Source organism: Niastella sp. OAS944 (genome assembly GCA_024809215.1).
Classification (GTDB): Bacteria; Bacteroidota; Bacteroidia; order Chitinophagales; family Chitinophagaceae; genus Niastella.
In genome coordinates, this window is the sequence record JANUBW010000016.1 from 70,035 (window position 1) to 96,530 (window position 26,496).

At 42.6% G+C, this 26,496-nt stretch carries 18 protein-coding genes and 1 tRNA gene; 3 read left to right on the top strand and 16 right to left on the bottom strand.

Features of this window, described 5'->3' with window-relative positions; all coding sequences use genetic code 11:
* Positions 1–327: 327 nt before the first annotated feature.
* On the bottom strand, positions 328–3,573 hold the full coding sequence (locus GGD38_RS36925) for a T9SS type A sorting domain-containing protein (protein ID WP_375300931.1): 3,246 nt from the start codon (positions 3,571–3,573) through the stop codon (positions 328–330).
* Positions 3,574–4,597: 1,024 nt separating this feature from the next.
* Positions 4,598–4,671 (bottom strand) — tRNA-Pro (locus GGD38_RS36930).
* A 179-nt stretch (positions 4,672–4,850) separates the two neighbouring features.
* Between GGD38_RS36930 and GGD38_RS36935 the strand changes: the two genes are divergently transcribed.
* Complete coding sequence (locus tag GGD38_RS36935; RefSeq protein ID WP_375300930.1) at positions 4,851–5,861, top strand: HNH endonuclease; 1,011 nt, start codon at positions 4,851–4,853, stop codon at positions 5,859–5,861.
* Positions 5,862–5,865: 4 nt separating this feature from the next.
* Here the strand turns inward: GGD38_RS36935 and GGD38_RS36940 are convergent, their stop codons facing one another.
* From GGD38_RS36940 to GGD38_RS36970, 7 genes are all read right to left on the bottom strand, one after another.
* A complete protein-coding gene (locus GGD38_RS36940) occupies positions 5,866–6,393 on the bottom strand; it encodes a hypothetical protein (protein WP_375300929.1) in 528 nt (175 codons plus the stop codon).
* A 59-nt stretch (positions 6,394–6,452) separates the two neighbouring features.
* Entirely contained in the window at positions 6,453–7,319 is an 867-nt protein-coding gene (locus GGD38_RS36945; protein WP_375300928.1) for a DUF4249 domain-containing protein, read from the bottom strand.
* A gap of 8 nt (positions 7,320–7,327) precedes the next feature.
* Entirely contained in the window at positions 7,328–9,976 is a 2,649-nt protein-coding gene (locus GGD38_RS36950; protein WP_375300927.1) for a TonB-dependent receptor domain-containing protein, read from the bottom strand.
* A gap of 83 nt (positions 9,977–10,059) precedes the next feature.
* Positions 10,060–11,031, bottom strand: a complete 972-nt coding sequence (locus GGD38_RS36955) for a FecR family protein (RefSeq protein ID WP_375300926.1) — start codon at positions 11,029–11,031, stop codon at positions 10,060–10,062.
* A 59-nt stretch (positions 11,032–11,090) separates the two neighbouring features.
* Positions 11,091–11,654, bottom strand: a complete 564-nt coding sequence (locus GGD38_RS36960; protein WP_375300925.1) for an RNA polymerase sigma-70 factor — start codon at positions 11,652–11,654, stop codon at positions 11,091–11,093.
* 134 nt (positions 11,655–11,788) lie between these two features.
* Positions 11,789–12,355, bottom strand: a complete 567-nt coding sequence (locus GGD38_RS36965) for an alpha-ketoglutarate-dependent dioxygenase AlkB (RefSeq protein WP_375300924.1) — start codon at positions 12,353–12,355, stop codon at positions 11,789–11,791.
* Positions 12,356–12,453: 98 nt separating this feature from the next.
* A complete protein-coding gene (locus GGD38_RS36970) occupies positions 12,454–12,684 on the bottom strand; it encodes a hypothetical protein (RefSeq protein ID WP_375300923.1) in 231 nt (76 codons plus the stop codon).
* Between the two features lie 139 nt (positions 12,685–12,823).
* Here GGD38_RS36970 and GGD38_RS36975 point away from each other — a divergent pair, with 139 nt between their 5' ends.
* On the top strand, positions 12,824–13,246 hold the full coding sequence (locus GGD38_RS36975) for a hypothetical protein (RefSeq protein WP_375300922.1): 423 nt from the start codon (positions 12,824–12,826) through the stop codon (positions 13,244–13,246).
* An 85-nt stretch (positions 13,247–13,331) separates the two neighbouring features.
* Here GGD38_RS36975 and GGD38_RS36980 read toward each other — a convergent pair whose 3' ends face one another.
* The 6 genes from GGD38_RS36980 to GGD38_RS37005 form a co-directional block, all read right to left on the bottom strand.
* The gene (locus GGD38_RS36980) at positions 13,332–13,835 is read right to left on the bottom strand and encodes a hypothetical protein (RefSeq protein WP_375300921.1); all 504 of its coding nucleotides are present in this window, start codon (positions 13,833–13,835) and stop codon (positions 13,332–13,334) included.
* A gap of 332 nt (positions 13,836–14,167) precedes the next feature.
* On the bottom strand, positions 14,168–17,932 hold the full coding sequence (locus GGD38_RS36985) for a gliding motility-associated C-terminal domain-containing protein (RefSeq protein WP_375300920.1): 3,765 nt from the start codon (positions 17,930–17,932) through the stop codon (positions 14,168–14,170).
* An 81-nt stretch (positions 17,933–18,013) separates the two neighbouring features.
* Entirely contained in the window at positions 18,014–19,726 is a 1,713-nt protein-coding gene (locus tag GGD38_RS36990; RefSeq protein ID WP_375300919.1) for a T9SS type A sorting domain-containing protein, read from the bottom strand.
* Positions 19,727–19,973: 247 nt separating this feature from the next.
* Positions 19,974–22,160 (bottom strand): TonB-dependent receptor domain-containing protein, encoded by a 2,187-nt coding sequence (locus GGD38_RS36995; RefSeq protein ID WP_375300918.1) that lies wholly within the window; start codon positions 22,158–22,160, stop codon positions 19,974–19,976.
* Between the two features lie 35 nt (positions 22,161–22,195).
* Positions 22,196–23,254 (bottom strand): sensor histidine kinase, encoded by a 1,059-nt coding sequence (locus tag GGD38_RS37000; RefSeq protein ID WP_375300917.1) that lies wholly within the window; start codon positions 23,252–23,254, stop codon positions 22,196–22,198.
* Positions 23,251–23,925, bottom strand: a complete 675-nt coding sequence (locus tag GGD38_RS37005; protein ID WP_375300916.1) for a response regulator transcription factor — start codon at positions 23,923–23,925, stop codon at positions 23,251–23,253. Before GGD38_RS37005 ends, GGD38_RS37000 begins: the two co-directional genes overlap by 4 nt.
* A 235-nt stretch (positions 23,926–24,160) precedes the next feature.
* Here GGD38_RS37005 and GGD38_RS37010 point away from each other — a divergent pair, with 235 nt between their 5' ends.
* Positions 24,161–26,029, top strand: a complete 1,869-nt coding sequence (locus tag GGD38_RS37010; RefSeq protein WP_375300915.1) for an LTA synthase family protein — start codon at positions 24,161–24,163, stop codon at positions 26,027–26,029.
* Between the two features lie 87 nt (positions 26,030–26,116).
* Here the strand turns inward: GGD38_RS37010 and GGD38_RS37015 are convergent, their stop codons facing one another.
* On the bottom strand, positions 26,117–26,389 hold the full coding sequence (locus tag GGD38_RS37015; RefSeq protein ID WP_375300914.1) for a hypothetical protein: 273 nt from the start codon (positions 26,387–26,389) through the stop codon (positions 26,117–26,119).
* Positions 26,390–26,496: the final 107 nt, after the last annotated feature.

A 26,496-nucleotide genomic window follows, 5' to 3' on the forward strand; every position in this document is an offset into this window, starting at 1 on the left:
AAACTTTTTGATGCAAACGGATTCGAACCCAAATCAACTTGCTTAGCACCAGCACTATGCGGCTTCTATAGACGACGGATTAAAAGTTATTCAAATTAAAAAACCCTTCAAATCCAACGATCTGAAGGGTCCATTTTTTTAGTCGGGTCAGCTGGACAGATTTCTAACCTGCTGATACAGGATTTAAAGGTATTAGAACGATTTATTAGGTGTATTGAGAATTGATTGGTACAGGAATCAATAATTAACTTTACTGCCAAAATAACAATAGTTAGTGAACTTATTGATATGGGCCTTCGCGCATTAATTACAAAACCTAAAGACCATCTATCGCTTTATCAGCTTCATCGCTCCTATCTTCTGTTGCTTGTTGTTGCGGATGATCAAATAACAAATACCTGCACGCACAGGCGGATTAAAGCTCACCGTCGCTTGTCCCTTTGTTACCTGATTATATACCAATTTGCCAGTCGCGTCATACATACTGATATACATGGTAGAAAAGATATTGAGACCGTTAATGGTCAATACCCCATTGAAAGGATTGGGTGAAATGGTGATAGCACGATCAGGGTAAGCTGGATCGATGATGCCTGTAACATTGCTCAGCCTTACGTTCACACTATCTGTACTTGTTTGTGCCGTATAACAGGTGTCACTGGTTTTCATTCTTACATAGAACATGTTATTACCTGTCGTCATCGAAGCCGCCTGTAGGGTTAATACATTTTGCGCGCCTTCCGCCTGCAAACTACTCGTGAAATTCACATCCCGGGCAAACGTATATACCGGTGCGCTTCCTCCTCCGGCTACATTCGTAGCTGTTATGGTTACCGGGGTTTGCAGGTCATTCACCTGCGTGGTGCTGGCCATTAAGCGAACCCGTGGCGTTACTTTTTCCAACATTTTAAATCCTTTGCTGATAGCAGTAGATAAGCTGGCATTGGTATATATGACAGTAAACGTATGAATGCCAGGTGTAAGCAGTGCCGGAATACTCACTGTACTATCATCCTGCACATTTAATGATGTATTGTCAACTTTTACAGCAACAGTAGCCTCGTATTCGATAACGGGCATATTCAAAAGTTTTAGTTTTGGGCTAGTACAAAAACTATCTATAGCGCCGGCAAACTCAGGCCGTGGCACATTAGGCAATTTAACGATCGTTAAATTGGTGTTAGTTTGTATCGGTTCGTTGTAATCGAAATAAATGGAAGCTGAATTCCTGATGGTGTCGTTCACCTGCACGCCATTCCCCGGTTTTATGCGGTAAGTAATAAAGCCATGACTTGCCGGTTCGTTGCGATTGCTATCTGGCAGCAGGATGTTTGAAAACTTCCACGTACAAATATTATCGGTTATTATGAGCTTCGTTTTGTGACTGGTAGCCAACAGCTCAAAGCTTTTCAAATCCAGCTTGCGATCGAGCGTATCTTTCACAACAATGTTGAAGGCAGTATCCGTACCGGTATTCTGGAACCGGATCGTATACATTAATGGTTCCCTTTTACTCAATGCACTTGGTGTGTAAAACTCGCCATGCGCTTCTGATTTATCGTTCGGGTCATAAGAACCGGTGACTTTATGGAACAAGGTAAAGGTATTGTCACCGGGCTGAAGATCACCCATGGCAGGCCCGATTACTGAAACATATTTGATCCAATCCCCTATTTTAATAGCAGGTGGCACGGCCAGATCGATCACTATATTGAACACAAGCGTATCGAGCGGTTTAAAATTAGTGTAAACCCATGTAATGGTGTCACCCGAAACATTCAGATGCGTGGGGGTAGAAGATACATAGGTTGTACGCGAATCCTTAATGAGTTTTACGGTACCAGTAGCAACCGTATCGGTGCCAGCATTGTAACATATCAGCTTGTAATAACTTCTGAAGCCAGCCCTTGCCGGATTAATGGCGACCAAAGCGCTTCTGAGGTCTCTTTTTCCGCGAATTGGTTTCAAGCCGAAGTTCCTGGTAACAGTGCCATAATAAGTGGGAAAAGTATTGGTGAACGAGTCAGGCGTAATAACATAGTAATTCTCGTTAAAGATGCGGGGCTTTGTTACAAACGTTCCCGAATCTACTTCATTGAAATAGTTCCCGCTTTCTGTATAGCTCGACACACTGTATACATTGTTCTTCGTGGTGGTCACATTTACGTTCTGTACAAATGGCTCTGTAGCTTCTTTTGTACCGTTCCCGTTATAATCGTAGAACACATAGCCTTTTACTGCATTGTAAGGGGCTATTCCTATTATAAATGCATCTGAACCGCCCAGGCCCATAGACATATCGCCGTCAGAAGATCCTGAACTACCTACTATCATCGTTTCCTGTCCAGGCGCTTTGTATATGGCCGTCGGAAAATCACCATAGGTACCACCAATGGTTGAAACCCATTGCAAATTGCCGTTGGATTTGTCAACTTTTGCCAGCACTATATCACTGGAACCTTTGTTAGGTACGGTTATGCCTCCCATTTGCGTGGAATACGTAATGCCAGTCAGCAGGAAATTACCATCCTCCGCTTCTGCCAGATCATTGCTCGAATCCCACGCCAGGCCGCCTATGGATTTTATGAAGGAAACTGTGCCGCCGTTGGTTAATTTAATGAAGGCCCAATCATACAGCCCGGAGTTGCTGATAAAATCACCATCAATCGATCTGGAGCTAGCCAATACATAATAATCACCGGTGGTAGACTGAATTATTTTGGCGCCATCATCACTGTCGGAACCACCAATGCGTTTTTGCCAGGTGAGGGAACCGTCACTGGCCAGTTTAACCACCCAGATATCCGTTCTTCTGAATGCGCCTACGGGAACTGTACCGGTCAGATCACCATCTTCAGAGCTTACATCTGCCGTGAAAATATAGCCGCCATCGGTTGTTGTTATCATCCTAATACCGGTTTCGGCTTTTGTGCCGCCAAACAATTTATTCCATTGGATGGCGCCGGTTTCATCCAGCTTCACGATCCAAACATCGCTTGATCCATGATTGGCGGGTACATCGCCATTGCTACTGGAACTGGTCGTGGCAGAAAAAATACAGCCGCCATCGCTGGTGGTTTGAATGGAGGACATAAATTCTGTTGATGAGCCACCATAGGTTTTCTTCCATAATATATTGCCATTGGCATCAAAACGACTGATGAAAATATCATAGCTGCCACGTTGTAATGGAATGTCACCGTTCGATGAAGAAGTGGCGCCACCGAAATAAAAACCACCATCGGCTGTAGGCGACAGGAATTCCCCATTGCCTACAAAATTACCACCGTCATCGGCCGAGCCACCGATGACCTTTCTCCATAATAACTGTCCTTTGGGTGAAATACAAACGATAAAAAAGTCGGAACCGCCATGGTTGCCGGTAGCCTGTCCGTTGGTCGATAACGTATTACCACTGCAAATGTAGCTCCCATTGTTTAACCGGATGATATCGCAAAATCTGTCATCTCCGGAACCGCCGTATTTGACGTTTGAAATAATGCCAGGGGTGGCTTGACTAAATATGCTTTGGAAGGATGAAATCAACAGGGCCGCGAGTAAAAATTGTTTCATAGCTGTTTTGATTAGTAAAATGCTTCCCTATTATATGCCTTTACCCTGATTTATTATTGTGCTAAAATAATAAAATCCGTGGATATAGTACTTTGAATTTGAAATTATTGAATGGGTGTATTGAGGAACGAAAAAATTTTCAATCGGGCTGGCTGCACAATTGTCTATCGCGCTGTGCAATGCCCGTGAAGTGGGGATTGGAAAAATGAAACACTTCAACATAACCCGACAGGTGCCCATCCTGTGTAGCAAGGTTTAGTCAACCACGGGCAGCGAGTCTTGCGTAGTTGGTAGAGATCCCAGCACGAAGCATAACCGAGCGGTAGCGAAGGTTACGAGCAAGACAGAGCAAGGAACGACGCTTTGTCGAAGCTCTAAGCGATTGCTAAGGCTGCTATTGAACCTCGAAACTGTCCTGCATGCTGAAGTCCTGATTGTTCGAAATGTCAGGACAATATCAAACCATCGTTACGACGAGTTGGCAAGATTCGGCGGGGGGCTGAGAACATATCACAGACAGGCAGGGTAGTACGGGATCACAGGAGAGTATACTACCTCCAACCGAAAATCGGTTAACAAGGCTTGACCAAACCCAAACAGTACGGCTTGCAGGGTATGTATCGCCACCCTGACAAGCGATAAGAAAAGGCGTTACCGGGAGTTATCCTGACCAAGAGAAATCGCAGGAAAGGAGATGGGCCAAGGCAGTCTTAACATCCTCATAGTAATCCAATAACCGGCTTATGTTTCGCTTAAGTTATATGGAAGTCTGACAGAACGGTGGAAAATCAATTCCATTTATGACTTAACTAAATTTGCGTGCCGCTAACAACTATGCTTCGTAGGTACAAAGCACCAGCGATTAGGCAGCTTGTTGTACCGAACCTTCGCCTATTTGGTAAATAATTATGGAAAGAGCTTCGAAAGTAGAAGTTTCATTGTTAAAAATCCGTTTTCAACAAGAATACTTCGAACCAAAAAGGGCCTTCAAATCCAACGACTTGAAGGCCCTCGTAAATTTCAGTCGGGCAGACAGGATTCGAACCTGCGACCTCGTCGTCCCGAACGACGCACGCTACCGGGCTGCGCTACTGCCCGAAATCCTAATTTCCTGAAATCAAATTTACCTAAAAATTACAACTTTTTTTGACAGGGGGGGCATGTGTTCACAAAACTATGCGTACGTAATACCAGTTAGACCGGGGCATATCTAACAGCAATTCATTATAAAACCATTTGTATATTTGAATAATTACGAATACCCCCAATGCCGCCATATGACCGAAACTGACTTCCTCAAACGTTTTGCCAGTTACATACAACTATCCCGGAAAGAAGACCTGGCAAAGCAATATACAGCCAATATAGAACCTTTTTTACGCGATGTAGCAGATGAATTATCTGTAAAATATGCCACTGAAAAGCTTTACCCGCATATTAGCAACTTTCGTACACATGTTACATTCAGGTTAGGGCCCGATAAAAAAATGACTCACCGTGCCTCTGTTGGGGTTAGTTTTGGCAACGATTATGTTACTCAGGGATTTCATCTAACCCATGCACTAAGTGATGCACACCTGCTGCGTAGTGTGTTCAGAAAAAAGACAGATGAAATAGCAACCGGAATATTAAAATTTCAGGATTATACACTTTGGCTACCTAATGCAGGCATTACTGAATCTACCCCCATCTACAGCTTCACTTTACCCAAATTAAAAAGAGTATTATTGAAGTACGACCCAATTGTTATGCGTGACTGTTACTTTCATATCAGTACCGATTACGCTTCTTCAACCATGTCGAAAAAACAATTGATCGATGTCTTTGAGCTGGAACATAAGAACTTTGCATTCCTGCTCAATATAATACTTCATCAAAATAAACCCGGCTCAGGCGGTGCTGAGGCCGATGAAAATAAATTACAGCAACGGACCAGAGAGATAAGAAGAACCATTAACTTAACCGAGAAGCCTACCGGTGAGCAAAAACCCAGAAAAACCGAAACCACAACTACAATTTATTTTCGTGATCCTGCAGTACGCGCCTGGGTGTTAGAAAATGCCAAAGGCAAATGTGAAGCCTGTGGTTCAAATGCTCCATTTATTCTCGCTGATGGATATCCTTTTTTAGAAGTTCACCATATGATACCTCTAGCGCTCGGCGGACCTGACATTATTGAAAACACCATTGCGCTATGTCCCAATTGCCATAGAAAATGTCATTTATCAAATGAAAAAGACTCATTCAATAACGAGATCTATAAAAAAGTTTTAAGATTGGAAAAATAGCACATTAAAAAGTGGGACTATTGCCAAACTCTATCACGATCAACGAATCGGTTGTTTCCCGAATCGTAACATTGCGGCGATTATATAAGGTCTTTACGGTGTCGCCACACAAACGTTCAACCTTAACTTTCGAATATGTAGCAGTATTATCAGGTTTATAAATACTCTTTTGCCTGGTATACCAAACCTGGCAATAACCGCAATCCACTTTCTTATAAGAATTCTTCTGGCCAAAACATTTTATCACCAGCTTTACGTACTCTTCAGGCTTTTTTTCAATATAATTTGTGCCATCAATAAGCCAGCAAAGTTCTTCACCACCCAGCTTATAGTAATTACAGGATGGCACCGAATCTGACATTTGCTTTTCGGTCCTATCACAAATCCTCCCCATAAGATTTCCAGCCTGATCTATTAACATCCAGCAATATTTGGGTTCCTCTACCGCTGGTTCGCCGTGGTCTTTTTTCCCACAGCCAATACTAATAAACAATGTCATTGAAATAACAAGAAAACTGATTTTGATTTTCATGGTCAGATTTTGATATCAGTGATCCGTAAAAATATAAAAAAAAGTCAGCTTAATATATTTCACTTTTCCAATATGTATTCCCGTTGCGCCACGCCGCCAACGATACCAAGGCCATTTTCAATATTATTAAACACGATCACTTTCTCCGAAAATCCATCGTCACTCTTTTCCCTGGCCATGTAAGAGCTGTTGAGATAATTATAGCTATTATAAGTCAGAGAAGAGACCTCTACTATCATCTTCCTGACATTACTGCCAGTATTTGCTTTGAAAGTAAACCGGGGACTGCGGCCGTTGAACAAAGCATCTGTTGTATAAAATTCGCCGCGCTCCTTATCGCTAAAGATATTAAGGGTAGCTTCTTCCGCCTCAAAGGAATGCTGTATTTTCTGCCGGCCGCCGCTACCGTTTGCATTCATCCACTCATTTATATCATATATCCTTACGCGGTAATAGTTTTGTACATCCGGATCATCATGCCATTGAACAGCGATTGTGGCCTTGGTTAACCAAACAACAGACTGAGCGGCCGTTATCCGAATTTCTTCCATCTGTACGGTATCTGGTATGTAATCACTGCCCGATACTTCTGTATAACCGGGAACAGAAGCCGTTACCTTGTAAGTAGCGCCTGCCAGGGGCAGGGTATTGCTACGGTAATAAAAACGGCCTGAATATTCATACTGCGTAAGTGTTTCCTTAAAGGTGCCATTTTCATACAGATTTACCACGGCATTTTTGATATCTACCGGTGACTGATAATTGTTCATCCGCTCAGAAATGGTCACGCGTGCCATCATAATGCTGTCTTTATTCATGATGAGGTTCAATACCAGCTTATTGGCTTCATTGGGCAAAGGAATATTGACAGTCTTTTCGCAACTGCTGTTGACCACTACAAATAATATAAAAAGTAAAATTCTCATTCGCATGTTTAAAATTTTAAGCTGTATGAAAAGCCTGGCATAACAGGCAATACGGCTACTCCCGTAAATAAGGCATTGGCGCTATTGGCTGAATAATTTTCTTTATAATAAAAGAACGGGTTCAATTTGTTATATACATTCAACACACTGATATTCCAGGTACGCACATTGCCATTCTTTTTTTGTTTTATAAAACTGATACCTGCATCGAGCCGATGGTAGTTCCCGATCCTTACATTATTGCGGCTGTTGATGTAGTCAATATTTTGTGGAAACTGTTGATAGGTGGGGCCGGCAACATTGGGCTGAACCGGCCCGTCCGTTCTTTCATATTGGGCTATAGGAATGGTGAATGGCATGGCTGACTGGTACATCCAGCTGGCGGAAAGTTCCACGTTCTTTTTTGCCTTATATACCGCTACCAGGTGCACATCGTGGCGACGGTCGTATTTATAAGGAAAAGTTCTATTGAAATTCACACCCTGTATCTTTCGGTTGGCAGTAGCCCAGGTATAACCCAGCCAACCGGTAAGCCGGCCGGTTTTCTTTTGCAGCAACAGTTCCAAGCCATACGATTCGCCTGTACCGGCCGCTACCTGTTCCTGCCAGGTATCGTCTTTACTGCTGGTGAGGTAATCAGCGCCTTCTTTATATTCAATCACGTTACGCATTTTCTTATAATATCCTTCTATAGAAAATTCAAACTTATTACGGAACAGGTTACGGGCAACTCCAACTGCATACTGCTCGGCCTGTTGGGGCGCTATCTTTTTAGTGGCTGGCACCCACAGGTCGGTTGGTAATGAGATGGAATTGTAGGCAAGCAGGTGAATATATTGGGTCATGCGGGTATAAGATGCTTTTAAAGCCCAATTGCCGGGTAACAAATAACGCAATCCCAGCCGGGGTTGCAGGGAGTTATAAAACTGTTCCTGTACAATAAACCCGCTCCAGTGCAAACCACCATTTAATTTAAGCCGGCGGGTAATTTCCCAATCATCCTCAACATACAAATCGGTTTCTGCAGCGTTGATGTTACGGTTATTGTTTGAAGAATCGATCGACACTGAATTTCCGCTGGTTTGTTTTATGCGTACTGTACCGGGCGTAAAGATCCTGTACATAAAAGAAGCGCCCATTTTTATAGTATGCGCAGGGGTGGGGCGAAAGTCAAGATCGGTTTTTACACCATAATCCTGAATGCCTGAATTTAGCTTCAGTGTGCTGGTATTGATATCCGTATCATACAGGTCTTCTGAATAAATACCACTGTTCAATTTATAACTGCTACCAATCAACATGGTATTGGCAAACATTTTAGGCGAGAAGATATGGTTCCAGCGAAGGGTGCCGGTAACATTACCCCATTTAATAAACAGATCAGAAATATTGTAATTATCAACCGGTGGATCAACGGCAACAGAATAATGCTCCATTAGCCTAAACTTATCTTTTCCCATATAAAAACTCAGGTATAATTTGTCTTTATCGGAGATCTTATGGTGCACTTTGGCATTGATGTCGTAAAAGAAAACGCTTAATTTCTCAGGGCCATCCGGCGCATTCTTTGCAAGAGGTGTTGCAAACAGATCGGGATACGAACGGCGGCCCGAGATAACAAATGATGTTTTTTCTTTTTTCAGTGGTCCTTCCAGGGTGAGTTGTGTTGATAGCAGGCCAATAGAAAAATCGCCATGCAGTTCATGCATATTGCCATCCTTTGTTGAAATATCAACCACCGACGAAAGCCTACCGGCATAACGTGCAGGGAAAGCACCTTTATAGAGTGTTACATCTTTAAGTACACTTGAGTTAAAAGTAGAAAACACACCCAGCAGGTGCATGGGATTATAAAGCGGGGCGCCATCGAGCAAAATAAGATTTTGATCGGGCGTTCCGCCACGAACCAGTAAGGCAGCTGTGGCTTCGGTGCCTTGTTTTACCCCGGGCAATAGTTGAAGGGTCTTCATCAGATCGGGTTCACCCAATAACCGGGGCATAGAACGCACCTGTGCCACCGGCAAACTGATAGCACTCATTTGCGATGTTTGTTGAATGGGTTGCGTTCGTGATGCGCTTACGGTTATTTGTTCCAGTTGTTTGCCGGCAGGTTGCAAACTAAAATTCACAAGTGTATTTTCATTTAAACCTATAATAGTATCCAGCTGTTGATAACCGGTATAAGATACCTGAATAAACAATGAATCGCCAGGTATTGTAATACTGTAAAACCCATAGTTATTTGTAGAGGTGCCAGCCTGGAATTGCGGTGCCGTTAATGAAACGCCTATCAGCTTTTCGCCGCTTATTGCATCTTCAACAAATCCACTAAGCGTTTTACCGGCACCGCGCGCGCGGGGTGCACGTGGTACAATAAGTATATTGCCACCTTTTTCTTTAAAGTCCAATTGCGTGCCCTCGAGTAACCCTTTTAGAATAGTTCCCAGGGGAGCGCTTTTGTATACGCAGGGTTTTATTTGAATACCCTTTATACGCGTAAGTTCATAGGAGATAGGTATTCCACTGGCCTTTTCCAACAGCTTTAGCGCCGCCTCAAGCGTAGTAACCGGAAGGCTTACCGTGAACTGCCGCTGTAATTGTTGCGCGCTTACCGAAAACAATATGAGTAAGAAAACAAGGGTAAAATAATATCGCATAGATCTGGTTTAAGTATGGGCATTAAGTATCCCTGCCGCAATTGCAGCCGATGCCAGTTTTAAATGAAATTTCAGATTATATATTAATGAATAATTACCTTGCCATTGTTGTACTCATACAATAGACCGCTGATATCTTTGATCATCTCCAACAAATCTTCAGCAGTAGTTTGTTCGTTAATACGAAGCGTAAACCTAAAGGCGGCAACCGATCTTTCATTGTACACCACCTGTAAACCAAAACGATTCTCCATAATGCGGGCCAATTCGGCAAACGAAGCATCACGCAAAGCAATGTTACCTGTGCGCCAGTCATCCAATTTGCCTTCACTAAGTTTTGTAATATGCGCCTTTGGCTGGTAACTGAGCTGTTGATCGGCTTTTAGTATACCCAACATTCCGGCACTGTCAGACACCTGTACAATACCTGAAGTAACCATTACCTGCACTTCTTCTTCCTGCGTGTATGCCTTTACGGTAAATTCGGTTCCCAGTACTTTTGTTTGTACGCCACGCAATGTTTTTACCACGAAGGGGAGTTGTGCATTTTTTCGCACCGAGAAAAATGCCATTCCATTCATGAGCGCTATTTCGCGGCCGTTATGCCCAAAATCTTTTTGATAGCGCACGGCAGTGCCCGGTTCAAGCCACACCTCAGAGTGATCGGGTAGTTCAACCTTTACAATGCCTTTGCCCGCCGGAGCCGACACCACCACATACACTGGTTCTTTCTTACTACCGTATTTATTATAAATGAAATAACCAACTGCCAGTACTGCCAATACAGCTGCAGCCTGCCACCATACGCGCCGCGCGCTTACTGCGTTTTTGAAGCGTGTTACAGGCGCCACTTTCTGCTGTGCTATCACCTCAAAAATGCCTGCTTTCAGGGAATCTTTCAGCGCGGCCTTTTCATCATTGTTTTGCCACAGCTGCCCGTTTTCAGGAAAGGCAGCATACCATTGTTCCAGCAATGCCATTTCTTCCGGTGTACAAATACCGAGCGAATGCTTTTCCAGCAGAGATGATAATATTAACTGGTCGGGCTTATTCATGTGTTATGGCTTTTATTAGACAATCCTCAAAAAGGTGGAGTACTATGTTGGCAGAAAAATTATTCTATAAAAAAGTTGCCCAGCCCTTCGCGGAGTTTTTTGAGGGCGGCAGACAACTGGTTTTTAACGGTTTGCGGAGAGATAGCCCGTTTGTGTGCAATTTCGTCTATCGATAGGCCATGATCACGGCTGTCGATAAACACTTCCCGCATTTTATGGGGCAGGCGTTCCAGTTCGCGGCGATAACAGGCCTGCAGATCGGCCATTGCCATATGATCATTTGTATTATATGAAATAACAGGCAGGTCCCGGCCAGCCAGTAACTGGTATTTTTCCCTGGCAGCTTCTGATCTCAGATAGTTCAATACCTTAAAACGTACAGCGGTACGAAAGTAGGCTATAACCGACTCGTTGATGTGAATTTGCGCCCGCTTTTGCCAGCAATACACGAATACTTCCTGTACAATATCCTTGGCGGCTGCTTTATCGAATAAATGCCAGTAAGCGGTTTCAAAAAGGGTTTCCCAATAACGTTCATACAGCTCGGTATAGGCAGCTACATCACCGCTAATAATGATAAGCCAAAGTTCGTTATCGGGTATCTGTTGCAGGTTGGGTGGCATAGTTCGTTTGAATCGGCTGAAGGTAATAAATCACCTGTTAAAATGTATTTAAGGAATTACCTTGTAGTATGTATATATTTTTTTTGTATTTCGCCGGAGCACCATATAGGTTCACTGATAAAACATGCGTGAACTTATTTTAACGTTCTTATCGTAATGGAATACCTGATATCCTGTACCGGTGCTGTGCTATGTTCCCAGTTCGACCTTGCAGGTCCCTGCATAATATATAATGATCTTTGTTTTACCGGTAATGAGATCACCGATTTACGCGATCTTATCGATTGATCGTATGGTCTTAATTTGAAAATGCAATCTGCAGCCAGCGATATACCGGCAATGGTTTCAAACGGTGGCGCATCACGATGCCAGTTGATCACCGAACCAACAGGGTATTCCGTCACCAGTAATTCAGCAATTTGCTCACGATGGACCAACAGTTGAGTTGCCACCCGATCGATCAGCCGGCTAAAGCTTTCCGGAATAGGCATTCCTTTGGTCAACTTCCTGGTTGAGAAATTATAATCATAACCAAAACTGGCTACCTTTCTTTTTGCGGTATAGCCCTGAAAAACCATTGCATGTAATTCTATCTGTTGAATTATAGCAAGCAATTGTTTCTCTTCTTCCTGATCAATAAAATCGGGATAGTAGTAAAATCCTTCAGGAAGTACAGGCGGTTGATTAAACAGGGAAAGCATTATATGCTGATAAAAATTTAATGCCAGGTTGGTTTATTAAAACATAAAGCCAGGCTATTTAAACAGCCTGGCTTTATGTTACCTGGTATGAGCATTCTTTACTGGTCTGTTTCAATTTCTGATTCATCCTGTTGTTGTTGCCGATCTAACTGATCTTCATTGGTCTTTGCGTTTTGCTCCTTCTTATTTTTATCCTTGTTTTTTATAACCTGGCCCGCGGTATCGTCGGACTGTACTTCACGACTGATGTTACGACTTATATCATTACCCATATTAGGCCCGCCCTGCTCATTTCCACGACCGCCTATTGACTTGTTTGTGCCTGGCATAACTTTGAGTTTTAATGTAAATAAGATAATAGCTTTAAAAATTATGCCAGCCGTTTTGTGATCACATTTGCCTCCCACCCAAAAAACTGTATCTTGTTGCAGTTAGCCAATATTGTTTATCGAAAACCAAATCTTTATCATGAACCCTATTACTTATTTAACCCTGTTATTTGCTTCTGCCAACGGCCCTCAACCAACAGTTGAATGCAAAAGCCATTTCGACACCTCGGTCAATATGAATGTATATACTACCGTTGACTTAAAACCGGAATATCCCGGCGGTGCGGCTGCCTGGGGACGGTTTGTAAACCGAAATTTCCGCGAAGAGAATATTGGCACTGTCAATAACTGTAATGTTAAGATCAAAATGATCATAACTGCCGAAGGCGAGATTGTAAAAGTGGTTGCCTTAAACGGCGATGCCGAGGTAAAAGAACCCAATGAACTCGAAAAAGAAGTAGTTCGTATGGTTCGCAAATCGGGCCGCTGGGTGCCGGGTGTATGCGAAGGAAAGCAGGTTACCGCTGAATATGTACAAACGCTAAGTCCCTGTAACAGGTAAAATAATACAACCCATAAAAAAAGCCCTCCCGACATATACCGGGAGGGCTTTTTTAATCTTTTCTTTATTCCCTACTTTCTACTTATTATTTATAAGAATAAGCAAATCCTTTCTTAATAGACTGTGTGCTCCATCTGCTGTCTTTATCACTGGTGAGCAGGATAAATGGCGCACCTAATTCAGCGGCTTCTTTTTTCAGCCTTTCCATTGCTTTTTTGTCGGCATTACCTGCAGTACGGTAAGACAGCATACCAGAAGTTTTACCTCTGATCTCGCCTTGTCTTTTCAAACCTACAGTTGTAGCAACGTCTTCCAGGATAACTACTTTTTCCCAATCATCGCTACTACCAACAACGATCTTTTCAGTAACATCTTCTTTGCGGCCGCTTGCATACTCGATTTTACCAACGGCATACTTTCCGATTGTTTGCTCAGCTGTTTCATTAGGGTAAGAGTAAGTGATAACAAATTCACCAACTTTCAGGATCTTAACATCTAGTTTTTCGCCAGAATGTTTATACATTTTGTCTTGTCCGAATACGATCACTGTTGCAAACAGAGCAACCAGCAACATGAAGGATTTACGCATGGGGGGTGTTTTAAGAATATTTGTTTTGATTAACTAGTTGCAAATATAAATCTAGCAAATCTCATTTTATAGAAAAACAGGTTGAATTTTTAATTGTGTATAAAATTACATTATACATAACTATATATGCTCTTACTGTTAATATGCTAAATATAACCCCTTAAATGCTTATGTTATAATCCCATGATAATGAACTTTCTCCTGTTCCAACTACAAAAATTACATATAACAATAATTTAATTATCAGCTTGTTACAATAAAAAAAGCTGGATAGACATCCAGCTATACATGTGTAAATTAGAACCTATGAAAAGTTAATTAGCGTTTATGGGTTACCTGATAAGGCTTAGGCTGCCTTTCTTTGTTACTGTTGTATTATCGTTTAACCGCAGGGTGGCAACGTATACGTATACACCCACCGGTTGTGGTTTGCCCTGGTAAGTGCCGTCCCAGCCCGCTGTAACATCGCTGGTCTCAAAAACCTTTTGCCCCCATTGGTTAAAGATCATCAACCGCATGCTTTTTACAACATTACTGTACACCTTAAACTCATCATCGACCTTATTGCCATTAGGCGAAAACATGTTCGGGAAAAATACATCATCGCTTAACGTTTGGCTTTTTATTCGTGGTGATATCTGTGGCGGGCAGTCGTACCTTGTTCCCAGCGCCTTTACTATCAGCCCGGTTGTATCCAGTCCGTTCAAGCCGGTTACTATATGTGTTGTACCCAGTTTTCCCGAGGAGGGTGTAAGCCAGTTTATTCCGTTGCGCGATACTAGGTAAGCGGTTGCATTGGTCACCGGCTTCCAGGCAAAACGAATGGTATTGCCGCCAACCGAATCTATAGTAACTACCAACGGGCTCAGTGGATAACAAATAGTGAACTCATGGGCGCCTAAATCGGGTTTTGTTATACTACGGGTGCTATCATTTATGTCGCGGGGAACAGCCGGCAGGGCAGTACCTTTGTTTTCGAAGGGCACATTACCCGGTGTAAGATCACCGCCCGGCACATTTACATAACCGGGGTCAATGCTTACCGAATTGGTGTCTTTTTTTACAGCCAGCCAATTACTCAACGAGGTATAATTTGTAGTATTCTGTGAACCGATATAGTTAATACCGGTGGCACCGCTTATTAAATAGTTATTGTAATCTGCTTTTAAATTAAGATCGTTGGCTTGTACACTAATACCGGTCCTTGTAGTTAGCCCGCCTCTTCTAATGGTAATATTGTTATTTATAAACTCATTGCCAACAGTAGCAGTGCCGGTTAACCCATAACCGCATGTAACGATATTGCTTATGGGCGTTGCCAGCGAATCGTCGAGAGATATGGTATTATGATAAACCTTTAAATAATTTGAACTTCTTGAATAAAGACCATACTGCCTGCCTACACCCCAGAAATTATACATCACATTATTGCTGACGTTACCCGGAAAAGCCGCCATACCGGCCACTGTTTCAAAGTGAATGCCGTGCGCCTCTACCGTGGCTACTGTACCGCCGTATATTAGGTCATGCACTTTATTACGGGTAATTTGCATCCCATACGATGTTACACCAGTGGTCCAGCTTTGCTTTACGTAAATGCCATTAAAGTTAGTGAACACGGTACGGGCATCCTGGCTAATGTCATTACTATCTACAACGCAGCTAGCCACTCCATCCATATAAATACCAAAACCGCATGCATCTACTATTCTGTTACCGGTAAAAGTATTACCCAAAGGAATAGGCGCTACCTGGGCCTTACTTGTACACGTTATACCGTAATAACCGCCGGTAATTGTATTGTTAACTATTGTATTGCTGTCGCAGGTAGAAACAGTATTTACATCAATAGCACTGCTTGTGCTGTTATTTATCACTATGCCGGCATACCCTGTAGTAGTTATATTGGCAGGCAGAATTATTTTGCATTTTTTAATTGTATTACGGTCGGCATCACCAATTAATTGTACACCGTAACCATATGAGGCGCCGGTTACATTAATATTTAAGCTATCGATAGTAACATAATCAATACCATTCAATTTTATAACCGCTCTGTCGGTGTTGCTGGTTGCAGCAAATGCAAGCGTATCGCCGTTGCCTTTAAAAACGATCGTTTGTGAAGGCGTGTTATTGATAGAAGGAAGTGACAACTGTTCGTTGTAGGGACCCGTGTTTGGCGCTACGTTAAATACTACCGGTCCCGTAACTCCGCATTGCATGGCCAGGGCCGCATCACTGAACGAAGTAAAATTAATACCGCCGGTAGGCTGGGTTGAGTTGATAGTATAAGTACCGCCAGTGAGCCGTGTATGAATGATCACCCTGATTGGCGCAGAATACATGGTGTTGCCCAAACAGGTTACAGCCGCCCGGTACCAGGTAGTTGTAGCAGGCAATATATCAAAAGCAGGGTAGGCGAGTCCGTTGCTGATATTGGTATAAGTACCGGTTGGCGAAGTGGCGCTTTGCCAGGTATAGGTTTGCCCCACACCCCACGAGTTGCCTTTCAGGCCTAATGCAATGGTTGGCCCATAACACATAACCGTATCGGGCAATACTTTGGTACTGCCGGGTTTTACCGGCGTTTGGCAGGCCGGTGTTACGAACTCGTAACAGCCGGGGTCGGGGTTCAGCGAGCTGCGGGTGGCGCCGATGATATCAGTTGTTACGTTTACAAACAGCGCCATATTATCTATGGGTTGCCCCATAGGCACAAAATTGAATGCTGCCAGGTTGGTATATAGGGGATCTTCATACACCGAAGAGTAATCGAGCCCGGTAACCTGTTGCCACAACGGTAACGAATCGAGCCTGCGGCTGGCAAGCCCACCTACTGCATTGTAAAAATCTGCGCCCGACACCTGGTAAACATTCCTGTTGCTGGTTAACCGCGTCATTGTTGTCACCAGCCTAAAAGCATAGTTCCAGTCGGTAGTGGGCCTTGATATAGTTATGATGTTGTTCAGCACATTTACATCGCTCACATTTTCAAAATATATTCCATCGCTTTCCTGGCCCTTAATAACCTGATCGTCGATTGAAATGGTATTATGGTAAATATTAAAATAAGAAGCAGCTGCAAACCGTGAAGAGATGCCGTGTTGTATACCGTTTGAGCTAAAGTCGTATATAAGATTGCTGGCAAACAGGTTTACATTACCTTCAGCGCCCTGTGCCGAATTTAAAATGCCATAGATATAGCTTCCAGTTACGCTATTACTGATATGAAAATTGTGGATCTTATTATTGATCACCTTTACATTCTGATCGAACCCATTGAGGTAAACCCCCATTACTTTGGTAGTAGCATGCAGCCCGCCCTGCAGGTCGTTACCATCTACAATTGTACCATCATTATAATACAATTGAATACAGCTTACGTATGAATCGGAAATAGAATTGTTCAATATTTTATTATCCCGCATTAATACTGCGGCACCAGAAACAGGCACACTGCTTAAGGTAATACCGGCGTTACCGCCCGAAATGGTATTGTTTCTTATAGTATTGTTATCACAATTGCTGCTACCAGCCGCTGTAGCAAAACCATTATTCCCATTTATTACTATCCCTTCATTATTGGCAGGTGTGGTTGCATTGGTTGGCAATACGATCTGGCAATTTTGAATAATATTATTATCTGAATTATTAAGCAAATGAAAACCATACCCATACTGCCCGGCAGCTTGTGGAGTAATTTTAAGATTATCGAAAGTTACATAACTGATATTGTCGAGTTTTATACCAGCCCGGCTGTTGGTATTGTTCGAAGTAAAGGAAAGCGTTACGCCATTACAATTAAAAGTGAGGGTATTGGCAGAAGTGGTGCCAATTGTATTTCCCAGGAAAACCTGTTCATTATAAGGACCTGTACCCGCTGCTACATTAAATACCACTGGTCCGCTAAGCCCGGTTTGCAGGTAGGCCACTGCAGCAGTAAAAGAATTGAAATTGGTGCCGCCCGTTGGCAATGTTGAATTAATAGTGTACGTGCCCGATACCTGGGCTTTAACTAAATAGTGGCCACATAATGGTAAACAAAGTAAAAGCGCAAATACCTTCTTAAAAAGTTGCTTACGCAAAATTCTTGGCATAGCAGGTAGAGTGGTTTAAATTCTATAGGTTATTGAAAAAAGAAAGGGATGAACCATTTAAAGATCCATCCCTTTTTATGGTCATTTTGATAACAAAACTCTCTTTATATAAACATCATTGCCCGACAACACTTTTACAGTATACAAACCTGTTGCCCACGAATCGAATCCGCTTAATTTAATGGTTGCATTTCCTTTTTGAACACGGTCACTGGTTGTTTTCATCAGCTTTCCGGTAACATCGTATATAAACACCTGCACATCTTTATCTCTATCTGAAGCCAGGTTTATTTGCATTACATTACGAACCGGGTTGGGCGTTACAGATACAGCAGCTTTGGCAGCTGTAGATATTTGCGTTGGTTTGTCTTTATTGGGTTTACCCAGCAAAGTACAGGTAGGGTCATATGCTATTGCCACCGTATCGCTCGACCACAGCGGACAGCCATTATCCAGGATCTGCTGTACAATATAGGTTCCCGGTGAATCTACAATTATAGAAGTACCGTTGTTGGTTTGAATATGTCCGTTAGGTGTGCTCCAATTATAAATTGAAGTGGAATAAGGATCGGTAACCCAGATATTGCTAATGTTGTTTGTTCCGCAAAACAGGGGCACGTCAGCTGCAAGATCTGCCGTTGGTGGTAAAAACAAGTCGAAAGGAGCAATGAAGTCTTTTAACTCCGATGTGAACGATGTAGATGAGCGGGTCTTTACCATTACTTTACTAAAAGGTATTCCACAAGGCGTTTTTCCTAACAGGCTCGAAGGATTTAACCCGAGTGCGGTTAAATTCACCCCAAATTCCATAAACTGGGCGGGTTCAAACTGCGTAACTATTGAGCCATTGGCACGTGGCAGTCTGAAAGGGCCGGCCCATGTAGGGTCCGCATTTAATGTACCATAATAAAACGGATCGCCATATTTGGGTTGAATGCCTGCATAACCATATGTTGCACTACTGCTGGCGCCATCAAAAGTACCGGTCCAGTCGAACGTAGCGGGTACTTTCAACTTATCGGCCTTGTTGATCCAAATACGGGCTTCAATATCGGTAAGGCCTGAAGTGCTGAAATTGGCCGCAAAAATAATATCGCCGGGCTGTGTTACATTGCCGGCGGCATCAAATTTCCACGATGTATGTCCGGCATCGGGCCCATAACCGGTAAAACGGGTAGTGCTTCGCGTATAAAAAATATCCGTTTGGTACATTTCAAAATCAAAATACCGGTCACCATTAGTGCCTTCCACGGCAACGGCGCCAAATAGCCAGAGCGGATCGGCAGTACTATAACTTGGCCCTACACGTCTTATATGACAATACACGTCGAGGATGTCATTTTTATCGAGTACACTCTTGGTAGATCCCCGCCAATCGGTTGGGTGATCGGCATTTTTGTTTGAACCATCAACGAATGCGGTTTGGTCTGTGCCGTGGTAATCGCGCACAAAGATGGCATCAATTAAGGTCCTTTCATTGTTTTGTTCAAAGGCCTGATACCGCATTTTTCTATAAAAGGGAACGTTATGAGTGCCTGCGGGGTTTGTTAAATATCCTTTAACGATAGCGCCGGCGCCGGTGGTATCAATTACAAACAAACCATTTCCGCCGCTAAGAAGTTGGTCGTACCACCAGTCATCACAATCAGAACAGGGGCTGGTAGCATCAATGAAGATGTTCGACTGAGCATCGGCATCTACACCGAATTTACCCTCAATAACTGGAACAATTACCTGGGCGTTACTACCATAGGCGTAAAATGCCAGTAAAAGGATTAGCAGAACTTTTTTCATAAAAACGGATTTATTAAGGGACAAAACATCAATATTCTATACTTCAGAACATTAAACCGGATAAGATCAGATCACCTTTCAATCAAGGTGATTGGGTAGCACCCATAAACATTAAACGCAAATTTATCTAAATTAATATGTGTTTTGCAACATATATTTAATTATAATTATTCACTTAGTATTGCACATAAGTGGTATATACATTATGAATATAAGCATAACCACTTAGCTTGGGTAAGTGGGTATGCTATAACTTATAATTGTAACCAATCCGAAAAACTTGCGTTTCATAGTAATCGCTGCTGACAAAAACGTAACCATTACCCCGAAATTCTTTTTTTAACCGTAAGGTGTTGGCCACATCTGTAGCATTCAGAAATACCTCCCCTTTTCCTTTTTGAATACTTTTTTTAACACCCAGGTCAATGGAAAACCGGGAAAAGGTTTTGCCTTGTGGTATCAGGTCGGGGGCCTGATAATTAGCGCTAACCTGTGCATCGAGTTGTTTGGGAAAATGAAACAAGCCGTTGAATTTTATATTGCCCGAATTCATTTCTTCCCTGGCGGCGCTGTAAATATTCAGTACCGGGTATTTGTTCTCTACACTAAACGAATCGATAATATTGCGGTAGCCATTCAGGTTCAGGCTTAGGGTTGCCCAATTACTTATGTTTTGCGAAAACATCAATTCTAAACCAGTATTGTAACTTTTACCTGCATTTTGAAATATGTTATAAATGATATCGCTGCCCGGCGCTATACTGCCTATACGGGCTATGGTTCCATTCATTCGTTTATGATAAAGCGAGGAAAATAAATAGCCACTTTTCCAACTGGTTTTATAACCCAACTCAAAATTGTTGGTGAACTGTGGCTTAAGCGCAGGATTGCCCACCTTTATAATTTCAGCATCATCGTACTTGGGAAAAATGCGAATGTCAACCTCATTAGGCCTGTCTACCCGGCGGTTAAAGAATACAGATAACCGGTTGTTTGCATTTATTTTCCAGGCTGTCCGCAAACTGGGAAAGGGTTGCATATAATTATATCCATCGCTGGTATATACCGGGTGCCCGGGATTTACATGGTAATCGAGGCTTACATACTCTAACCGTACACCTGCTTCAATCTCAAAGTTGTTGTTCTCGAAAATATAATTGCCATAAATAGCTGGAATGGTTTCGCCATAGCTGGCTTTACCACCGGCCGTAGAATCGAGCACCGAGTGCAAACCCGGTTTGAATTGCATATTGGTAGGAATAAACCGCCGTCTGAATTTTACACCCGTTTCAAAACGCCCATATCGTACAGGTTGAACATAATCAATATTCACGTCGGCCACATGTTCATCAGAAAGCAGTTTAAATGAATCGAGCCCGGTATAAGCAGGCATAATGTTGGCGAAATAATACTTCTCATCTTCCCGGTGAAAAGTATAGTTAAACCCGGCATTCAGTAAACGGCCTGGTTGTTTGAACTTATGTTGCCAGCTGACCGAGGCAGTTGCCGTTGTTTTTAATTCATCTTCTAAAAATTGCCATAACCGGTTACGCTTACTCAGGTCGCTACTAAAGAACGGCTCATCGCCCCGGTCGAGGATCTTTTCACTGCTGAACAAACCCGATATGGTGAAGGTGTTGTTTGCATTTTGAAACCAGTCCATACCCGTTTTTACAGTTACGATATTGGTGGTGCGGTTTCTTTTGGTTTGTTGTTTTACGGTATCGCCATCATCGTAATAACGATCTACAAACTCATTTTTGTTCAGCGTTTTGGTATACAGGTTATCGCCCTGAAAAAACAGGTTCATTTTGTTCTTGCGATAATTGAACGACAGGGAAGGGTTGAGCTTTGGCGTACCCTGGTATTGTGGGCGTATTGAAGGCAGGTTCTCTTTTTTGATCCATAAAGCGCCTGCACCGGCAGTTAAACCAAGCTTGCCGTTAAAACCTTCTTTCTTTTCTTTTTTAAGTATGATATTAATGATACCGGCATTGCCACCGGCATCATATTTTGAAGAAGGGTTATTGATGATCTCTATTTTATCTATAGCCGAAGCCGGCATATTACCCAGTCCGCTTTGCGCACCAAAACCCGTTAATGCGGTTTGTTTACCATCTATCAGTATCATCACCTTATCGCTGCCACGTAACAACACTTTTCCATCGCTGACTGTAATACCGGGCAGGTTTTGCATGGCTTCCAGTGCCGAACCTCCGGCCCGGCTGATATTCTCCGATACATTAAATGTCTTTTTATCGAGCCGGGCGCTCACTGCTATCTGCCTACCGGTAACGGCCACCGTATCGAGGTACTTTACATGCGGAACCACAATGCTATCCCTGGCAACAGGTGCTTCCCTGGAATTTTGTGCAGTTGCTATACAGGTTATTAATACTGTAAATACAAGGCAGATGAGCGATTTGCTGTTCATTATGCAGAATTGTTACTGCATAGTTATAGCTCAATTCAGAATGAAATCTGAACGAAGTGCAATGTAAAAACATGGCGCCCGTTGTTGAATGCATATTGTATTATCCACCCATAGCGGTTACAGATCTGTTTTACAATAGCAAGGCCAAGCCCTGTACCAGGTTGTTGTATAGTAGCTGAAGCAAACCGTTTGAACAACTGTTCGGTTTGTAACGACCTTTCGCCGGGGTTTGAAATTATAAAGCTATTGGGTGTGAGTTCTATTAAAACATTACTGCCGGCCTCACTATGCCTGATGGCGTTTGTAATTAAATTATTGAGCAGGATCTCAACCAGGGCGCGATTGCCATTAATACTGACCGCAGCTTGTACCTGAATGGTAAGTATTATTTGTTTGCCGGCTGCAATGGTCTCAAATTGTGGTATCAGGTTGGCCAGTAGTTCCTGTACCTCTATCGTATCCTTTTCCATATACTGGCTATTCTCAATTTTCGTAAGCAGCAACAGGTTCTTGTTCACCCGGCTCACGCGCGACAAAGCCTTTAATGCATCTTCAATTATATTGTACTGCGCAGTAGTAAGCTGCTGGCTTTGCATCAACAGTTCCAGCTTCGATTGCACAATGGCCAGCGGCGTTTGTAACTCATGCGAAGCGTTCTCGGCAAATTCTTTTTGTTGCGTATAGGCGGCAATATTACCGGTAATCAATTTATCGAGGCTTTGGTTCAATTGTGCAAATTCATCTATCTCTGTTTTATCAAACTGTATCGCTTTATTTTGTTCCAGGCTAAAGTTTTTGATCTTAGCAAGGCTGTTGTAAAAGGGCTGCCATAAGCGTTGTGAAATGCGCCGGTTCAGTAAAATAAAACCGGTCAGCAATAATGCAAAGAACAACACCGTTAATAATGTAACGGCGCCAACGATCAACAACCTGTCTTCCCGTCCCGCTTCGGGTGTTAAAATTATCTGGTGTTCAAGCTGTTCATATTTCCAAAGTATATTGATGGCCACATAATAAACCGGAATACTGCCGGCAAGCACCAATGCTGCATATATAATAAATGTTTTTAGCGACCTGTTGAGTAATTTGCTCATATATCCCATTTATAACCGCTTCCATAAAGCGTTTTCAGGTAATTACCGCTTCCGGCCTCGGCCAGCTTTTTCTTCAGGTTCTTAATATGTGCGTACACAAAATCATAGTTATCGAACATATCGGCCACATCGCCCGAAATATGTTCGGCCAGTGCGTTTTTTGAGATCACCTTGTTCTTATTGCTTATAAAATAGAGTAGGAGGTCGTATTCCTTTCGGGTAAGCGTCACTTCCTTTTCATTTACATATACCATTTTGGCAAGCAGGTCAACCCTGATCTCATTCTGCTGAATAATATTGGAATTGCCAAACTGTTTTCGCCTTACAACGGAGTATATGCGGGCGGCCAGTTCTGATAAATGAAATGGTTTGGCCATATAATCATCGGCGCCTATCTGCAGCCCTTTAATTTTATCTTCAACGGCATTTTTGGCCGAAATGATGATAACACCGGCTTCCACTTTCATATATTTTATCTCTTCCAAAAGTCGTAACCCATCGCCGCCGGGCAACATAAGGTCGAGCAGAATACAGTCGTATACGTAAACCGACAATTTTTCAAGGGCATCTTTAAACGTTTCGGCGTATTCGCACAGGTATTGTTCGCCGGTAAGATAAGCGCCTATGCTTGATGCCAGCTCTTTTTCGTCTTCAATTATAAGGATCTTCATGCCTGCCAACCTATTTTAAGATTCTGAATACTTCCTGAAACCGGGTTGTTAACGAAAGCATAAATAAGTGTTAACATTTAATTAACCTAGTTTCTTTAAACTTTTTCAAATTCGCTACAGAATTAGGCGTTTGTTTGTGACTTTCCAGTAAACCATGACAATTTTAAAATCTAGGTACTCGATACTTCTCGGCTTTATCATCTTTTTCCTGGTCGTCTCCTTTTTAACAAGGACTATGTTATTAATACAGGCCGGCCCCAAATCAGATCTTGGCCTTTTATCCCTGTTTAAGGTGTATGGTAAAGGACTGGTATTCGATACGGCCGTTGCGCTCTATTTTTGTACGATTTATGCCATTTACCTGTTGTTTTTGCCCCGGCGTTGGAACAATACCCTTGCCAACCGCATCATCACCTACACCTGCTTTTTTATAGTAGTGCTTATTATTATGTTCTCCTTTTTTGCGGAGTTCGTTTTCTGGGGCGAATTTGAAAGCCGGTTTAACTTTATTGCTGTTGATTACCTGGTATATACTTTCGAAGTTATAAATAACATCAATCAGTCGTATCCCTTACCCTGGTTAATTAGTGGTATGGTACTGCTCACCCTGCTGGTTGGTTTTATTTTCAATAAACTGAACCTCTTTAAATTAAGTTTTGATTCCGATACCCGTATTGCCACCCGTTTACAAATATCGGGCGCCGTGTTACTGGGTACTTTAGGCAGCTTTTTCTTTATCTCCAATTCCTGGGGCGATACCAGCAGTAACCGCTACAGGAACGAGGCCTCAAAAGCCGGCATTTTTTCATTCTTTGCTGCCTTTCGCAATAACGAATTGAATTACTATGATTTTTACGTGCGCGAAAACGAGCAGGTTGCTTTCAATACTATGAAGGAGCAACTGACCGATGGTGAAACCAAATTCAGGGGTAAAACCGAAAGCATTCGACGCACCATTACCAACCCCGGCACTGCGCAACAGCCCAATGTAATTATGGTTACCATTGAAAGCTTTAGCGCCGACTTCATGCATCATTTCGGGAACGGCAATAACCTTACACCGGTGCTTGATTCCCTGGCCGATAAAAGCATTTTATTTACCAATATGTATGCTACCGGCACCCGTACCGTACGGGGTATGGAAGCACTTACTTTATGTGTGCCGCCAACGCCGGGCAATAGTATCGTTCGCCGGGCCGACAATGCACACCTGTATAATGTAAGCACCATTTTCAGAAATGCCGGTTATGTCAGCGGCTTCTTCTATGGCGGCGATGGCTATTTCGATAATATGAACAATTTCTTTGGCAACAATGGTTTTGCCATTACCGACCGTGGCGGCAGAATGGTGCCCGGTGAAAGTTTGAAAGCTTCACGCACCATTATCCCCGACTCGAATGTTCATTTTGAGAATGCCTGGGGTATTTCTGACGAAGACCTGTACGACGCGGTTATTCGCGATGCCGATAAAAAGTTCAGTGAGCAGAAACCATTTTTCGATTTTGTAATGACCACCAGCAACCACCGCCCCTATACTTACCCCGAAGGAAAGATAGATATTCCCTCCGGTTCAGGACGCGATGGCGCCGTTAAATACACCGATTACGCCATAGGGCAGTTCATAAAAAAATTACAATCAAAACCCTGGTTCGCCAATACGGTGGTGATCTTTGTAGCCGACCATTGCGCCAGCAGCGCAGGTAAGAACGAGATCAACGTTGATAAATACCATATTCCCTGTATGATCTATAACTTCAAGGGCGATGCTCCTAAAGAAATAGGCATACAATGCTCACAAATAGATCTTTTTGCCACCCTGTTTGGATTAATGAACTGGAAGTATGAAACAAACTGGTATGGCAAGAACGTTTTACAACCAGCCTATAGCCCAAGGGCCTGGGTAGCTACTTACCAAAAGCTGGGTTATTTACAAAATGATAGCCTGGTAGTATTAAGTCCGCAACAACAAACCGCTACTTACCGCTGGAAGGTGGGCACCGAAGAACAACAGCTGATACCTAATAACAAACTATTGCTTCAAAAAGCCGTATCGAGCTATCAAACGGCGTATTACCTGTATAAGAACGGAGGCATGAAAGAATAAAGAAAGATCAACTTATTATAAAAAGAAAAGGGAGGTACGTTTTAAGCGAACCTCCCTTTTTGTTTTTTAAGGCAATGGTGTCGTTTATTATAATGTATCGTGTTTTTTGGGTTTAAATATTCGTTCATTATGATTCAAAGACAGCTCCCGGTTATTTTTGTGTTCTGTCGCTTCCTGCCGTTTACCTTTTTTTTCACCGGTTATCCTTAAAGGAACGATAGGCGCCGGAGATTTAACTTCGACCGCTTTACTTTTTCGCAAGGAGGCATGGTGGTTCATAATTAAAGATTTTACACAAGTTATATTATAAGTAAGTTCAGAAAAATGAGCATGGTCAAACAACTTTATGACTGTTCTCATAATGAATTGATTGCTGCAACTATAACAATTATTTTGAACAGGTAATTATAAATCGTACCTTTTACTCAGCACCGACTGCCAAATCCGCTCCTCCTTACCACTACAAC

What these genes read in the sequence shown, in the direction of transcription:
- GGD38_RS36945 (WP_375300928.1), bottom strand. Translation starts at nt 7,319, where the DNA reads ATGAGAATTTTACTTTTTATATTATTTGTAGTGGTCAACAGCAGTTGC.
- GGD38_RS37010 (WP_375300915.1), top strand. Translation starts at nt 24,161, where the DNA reads ATGTTATTAATACAGGCCGGCCCCAAATCAGATCTTGGCCTTTTATCC.
- GGD38_RS37005 (WP_375300916.1), bottom strand. Translation starts at nt 23,925, where the DNA reads ATGAAGATCCTTATAATTGAAGACGAAAAAGAGCTGGCATCAAGCATA.
- GGD38_RS36970 (WP_375300923.1), bottom strand. Translation starts at nt 12,684, where the DNA reads ATGCCAGGCACAAACAAGTCAATAGGCGGTCGTGGAAATGAGCAGGGC.
- GGD38_RS36940 (WP_375300929.1), bottom strand. Translation starts at nt 6,393, where the DNA reads ATGAAAATCAAAATCAGTTTTCTTGTTATTTCAATGACATTGTTTATT.
- GGD38_RS36925 (WP_375300931.1), bottom strand. Translation starts at nt 3,573, where the DNA reads ATGAAACAATTTTTACTCGCGGCCCTGTTGATTTCATCCTTCCAAAGC.
- GGD38_RS36995 (WP_375300918.1), bottom strand. Translation starts at nt 22,160, where the DNA reads ATGAACAGCAAATCGCTCATCTGCCTTGTATTTACAGTATTAATAACC.
- GGD38_RS36960 (WP_375300925.1), bottom strand. Translation starts at nt 11,654, where the DNA reads ATGCCACCCAACCTGCAACAGATACCCGATAACGAACTTTGGCTTATC.
- GGD38_RS36955 (WP_375300926.1), bottom strand. Translation starts at nt 11,031, where the DNA reads ATGAATAAGCCCGACCAGTTAATATTATCATCTCTGCTGGAAAAGCAT.
- GGD38_RS36950 (WP_375300927.1), bottom strand. Translation starts at nt 9,976, where the DNA reads ATGCGATATTATTTTACCCTTGTTTTCTTACTCATATTGTTTTCGGTA.
- GGD38_RS36935 (WP_375300930.1), top strand. Translation starts at nt 4,851, where the DNA reads ATGACCGAAACTGACTTCCTCAAACGTTTTGCCAGTTACATACAACTA.
- GGD38_RS36975 (WP_375300922.1), top strand. Translation starts at nt 12,824, where the DNA reads ATGAACCCTATTACTTATTTAACCCTGTTATTTGCTTCTGCCAACGGC.
- GGD38_RS36990 (WP_375300919.1), bottom strand. Translation starts at nt 19,726, where the DNA reads ATGAAAAAAGTTCTGCTAATCCTTTTACTGGCATTTTACGCCTATGGT.
- GGD38_RS37000 (WP_375300917.1), bottom strand. Translation starts at nt 23,254, where the DNA reads ATGAGCAAATTACTCAACAGGTCGCTAAAAACATTTATTATATATGCA.
- GGD38_RS36965 (WP_375300924.1), bottom strand. Translation starts at nt 12,355, where the DNA reads ATGCTTTCCCTGTTTAATCAACCGCCTGTACTTCCTGAAGGATTTTAC.
- GGD38_RS36985 (WP_375300920.1), bottom strand. Translation starts at nt 17,932, where the DNA reads ATGCCAAGAATTTTGCGTAAGCAACTTTTTAAGAAGGTATTTGCGCTT.
- GGD38_RS36980 (WP_375300921.1), bottom strand. Translation starts at nt 13,835, where the DNA reads ATGCGTAAATCCTTCATGTTGCTGGTTGCTCTGTTTGCAACAGTGATC.
- GGD38_RS37015 (WP_375300914.1), bottom strand. Translation starts at nt 26,389, where the DNA reads ATGAGAACAGTCATAAAGTTGTTTGACCATGCTCATTTTTCTGAACTT.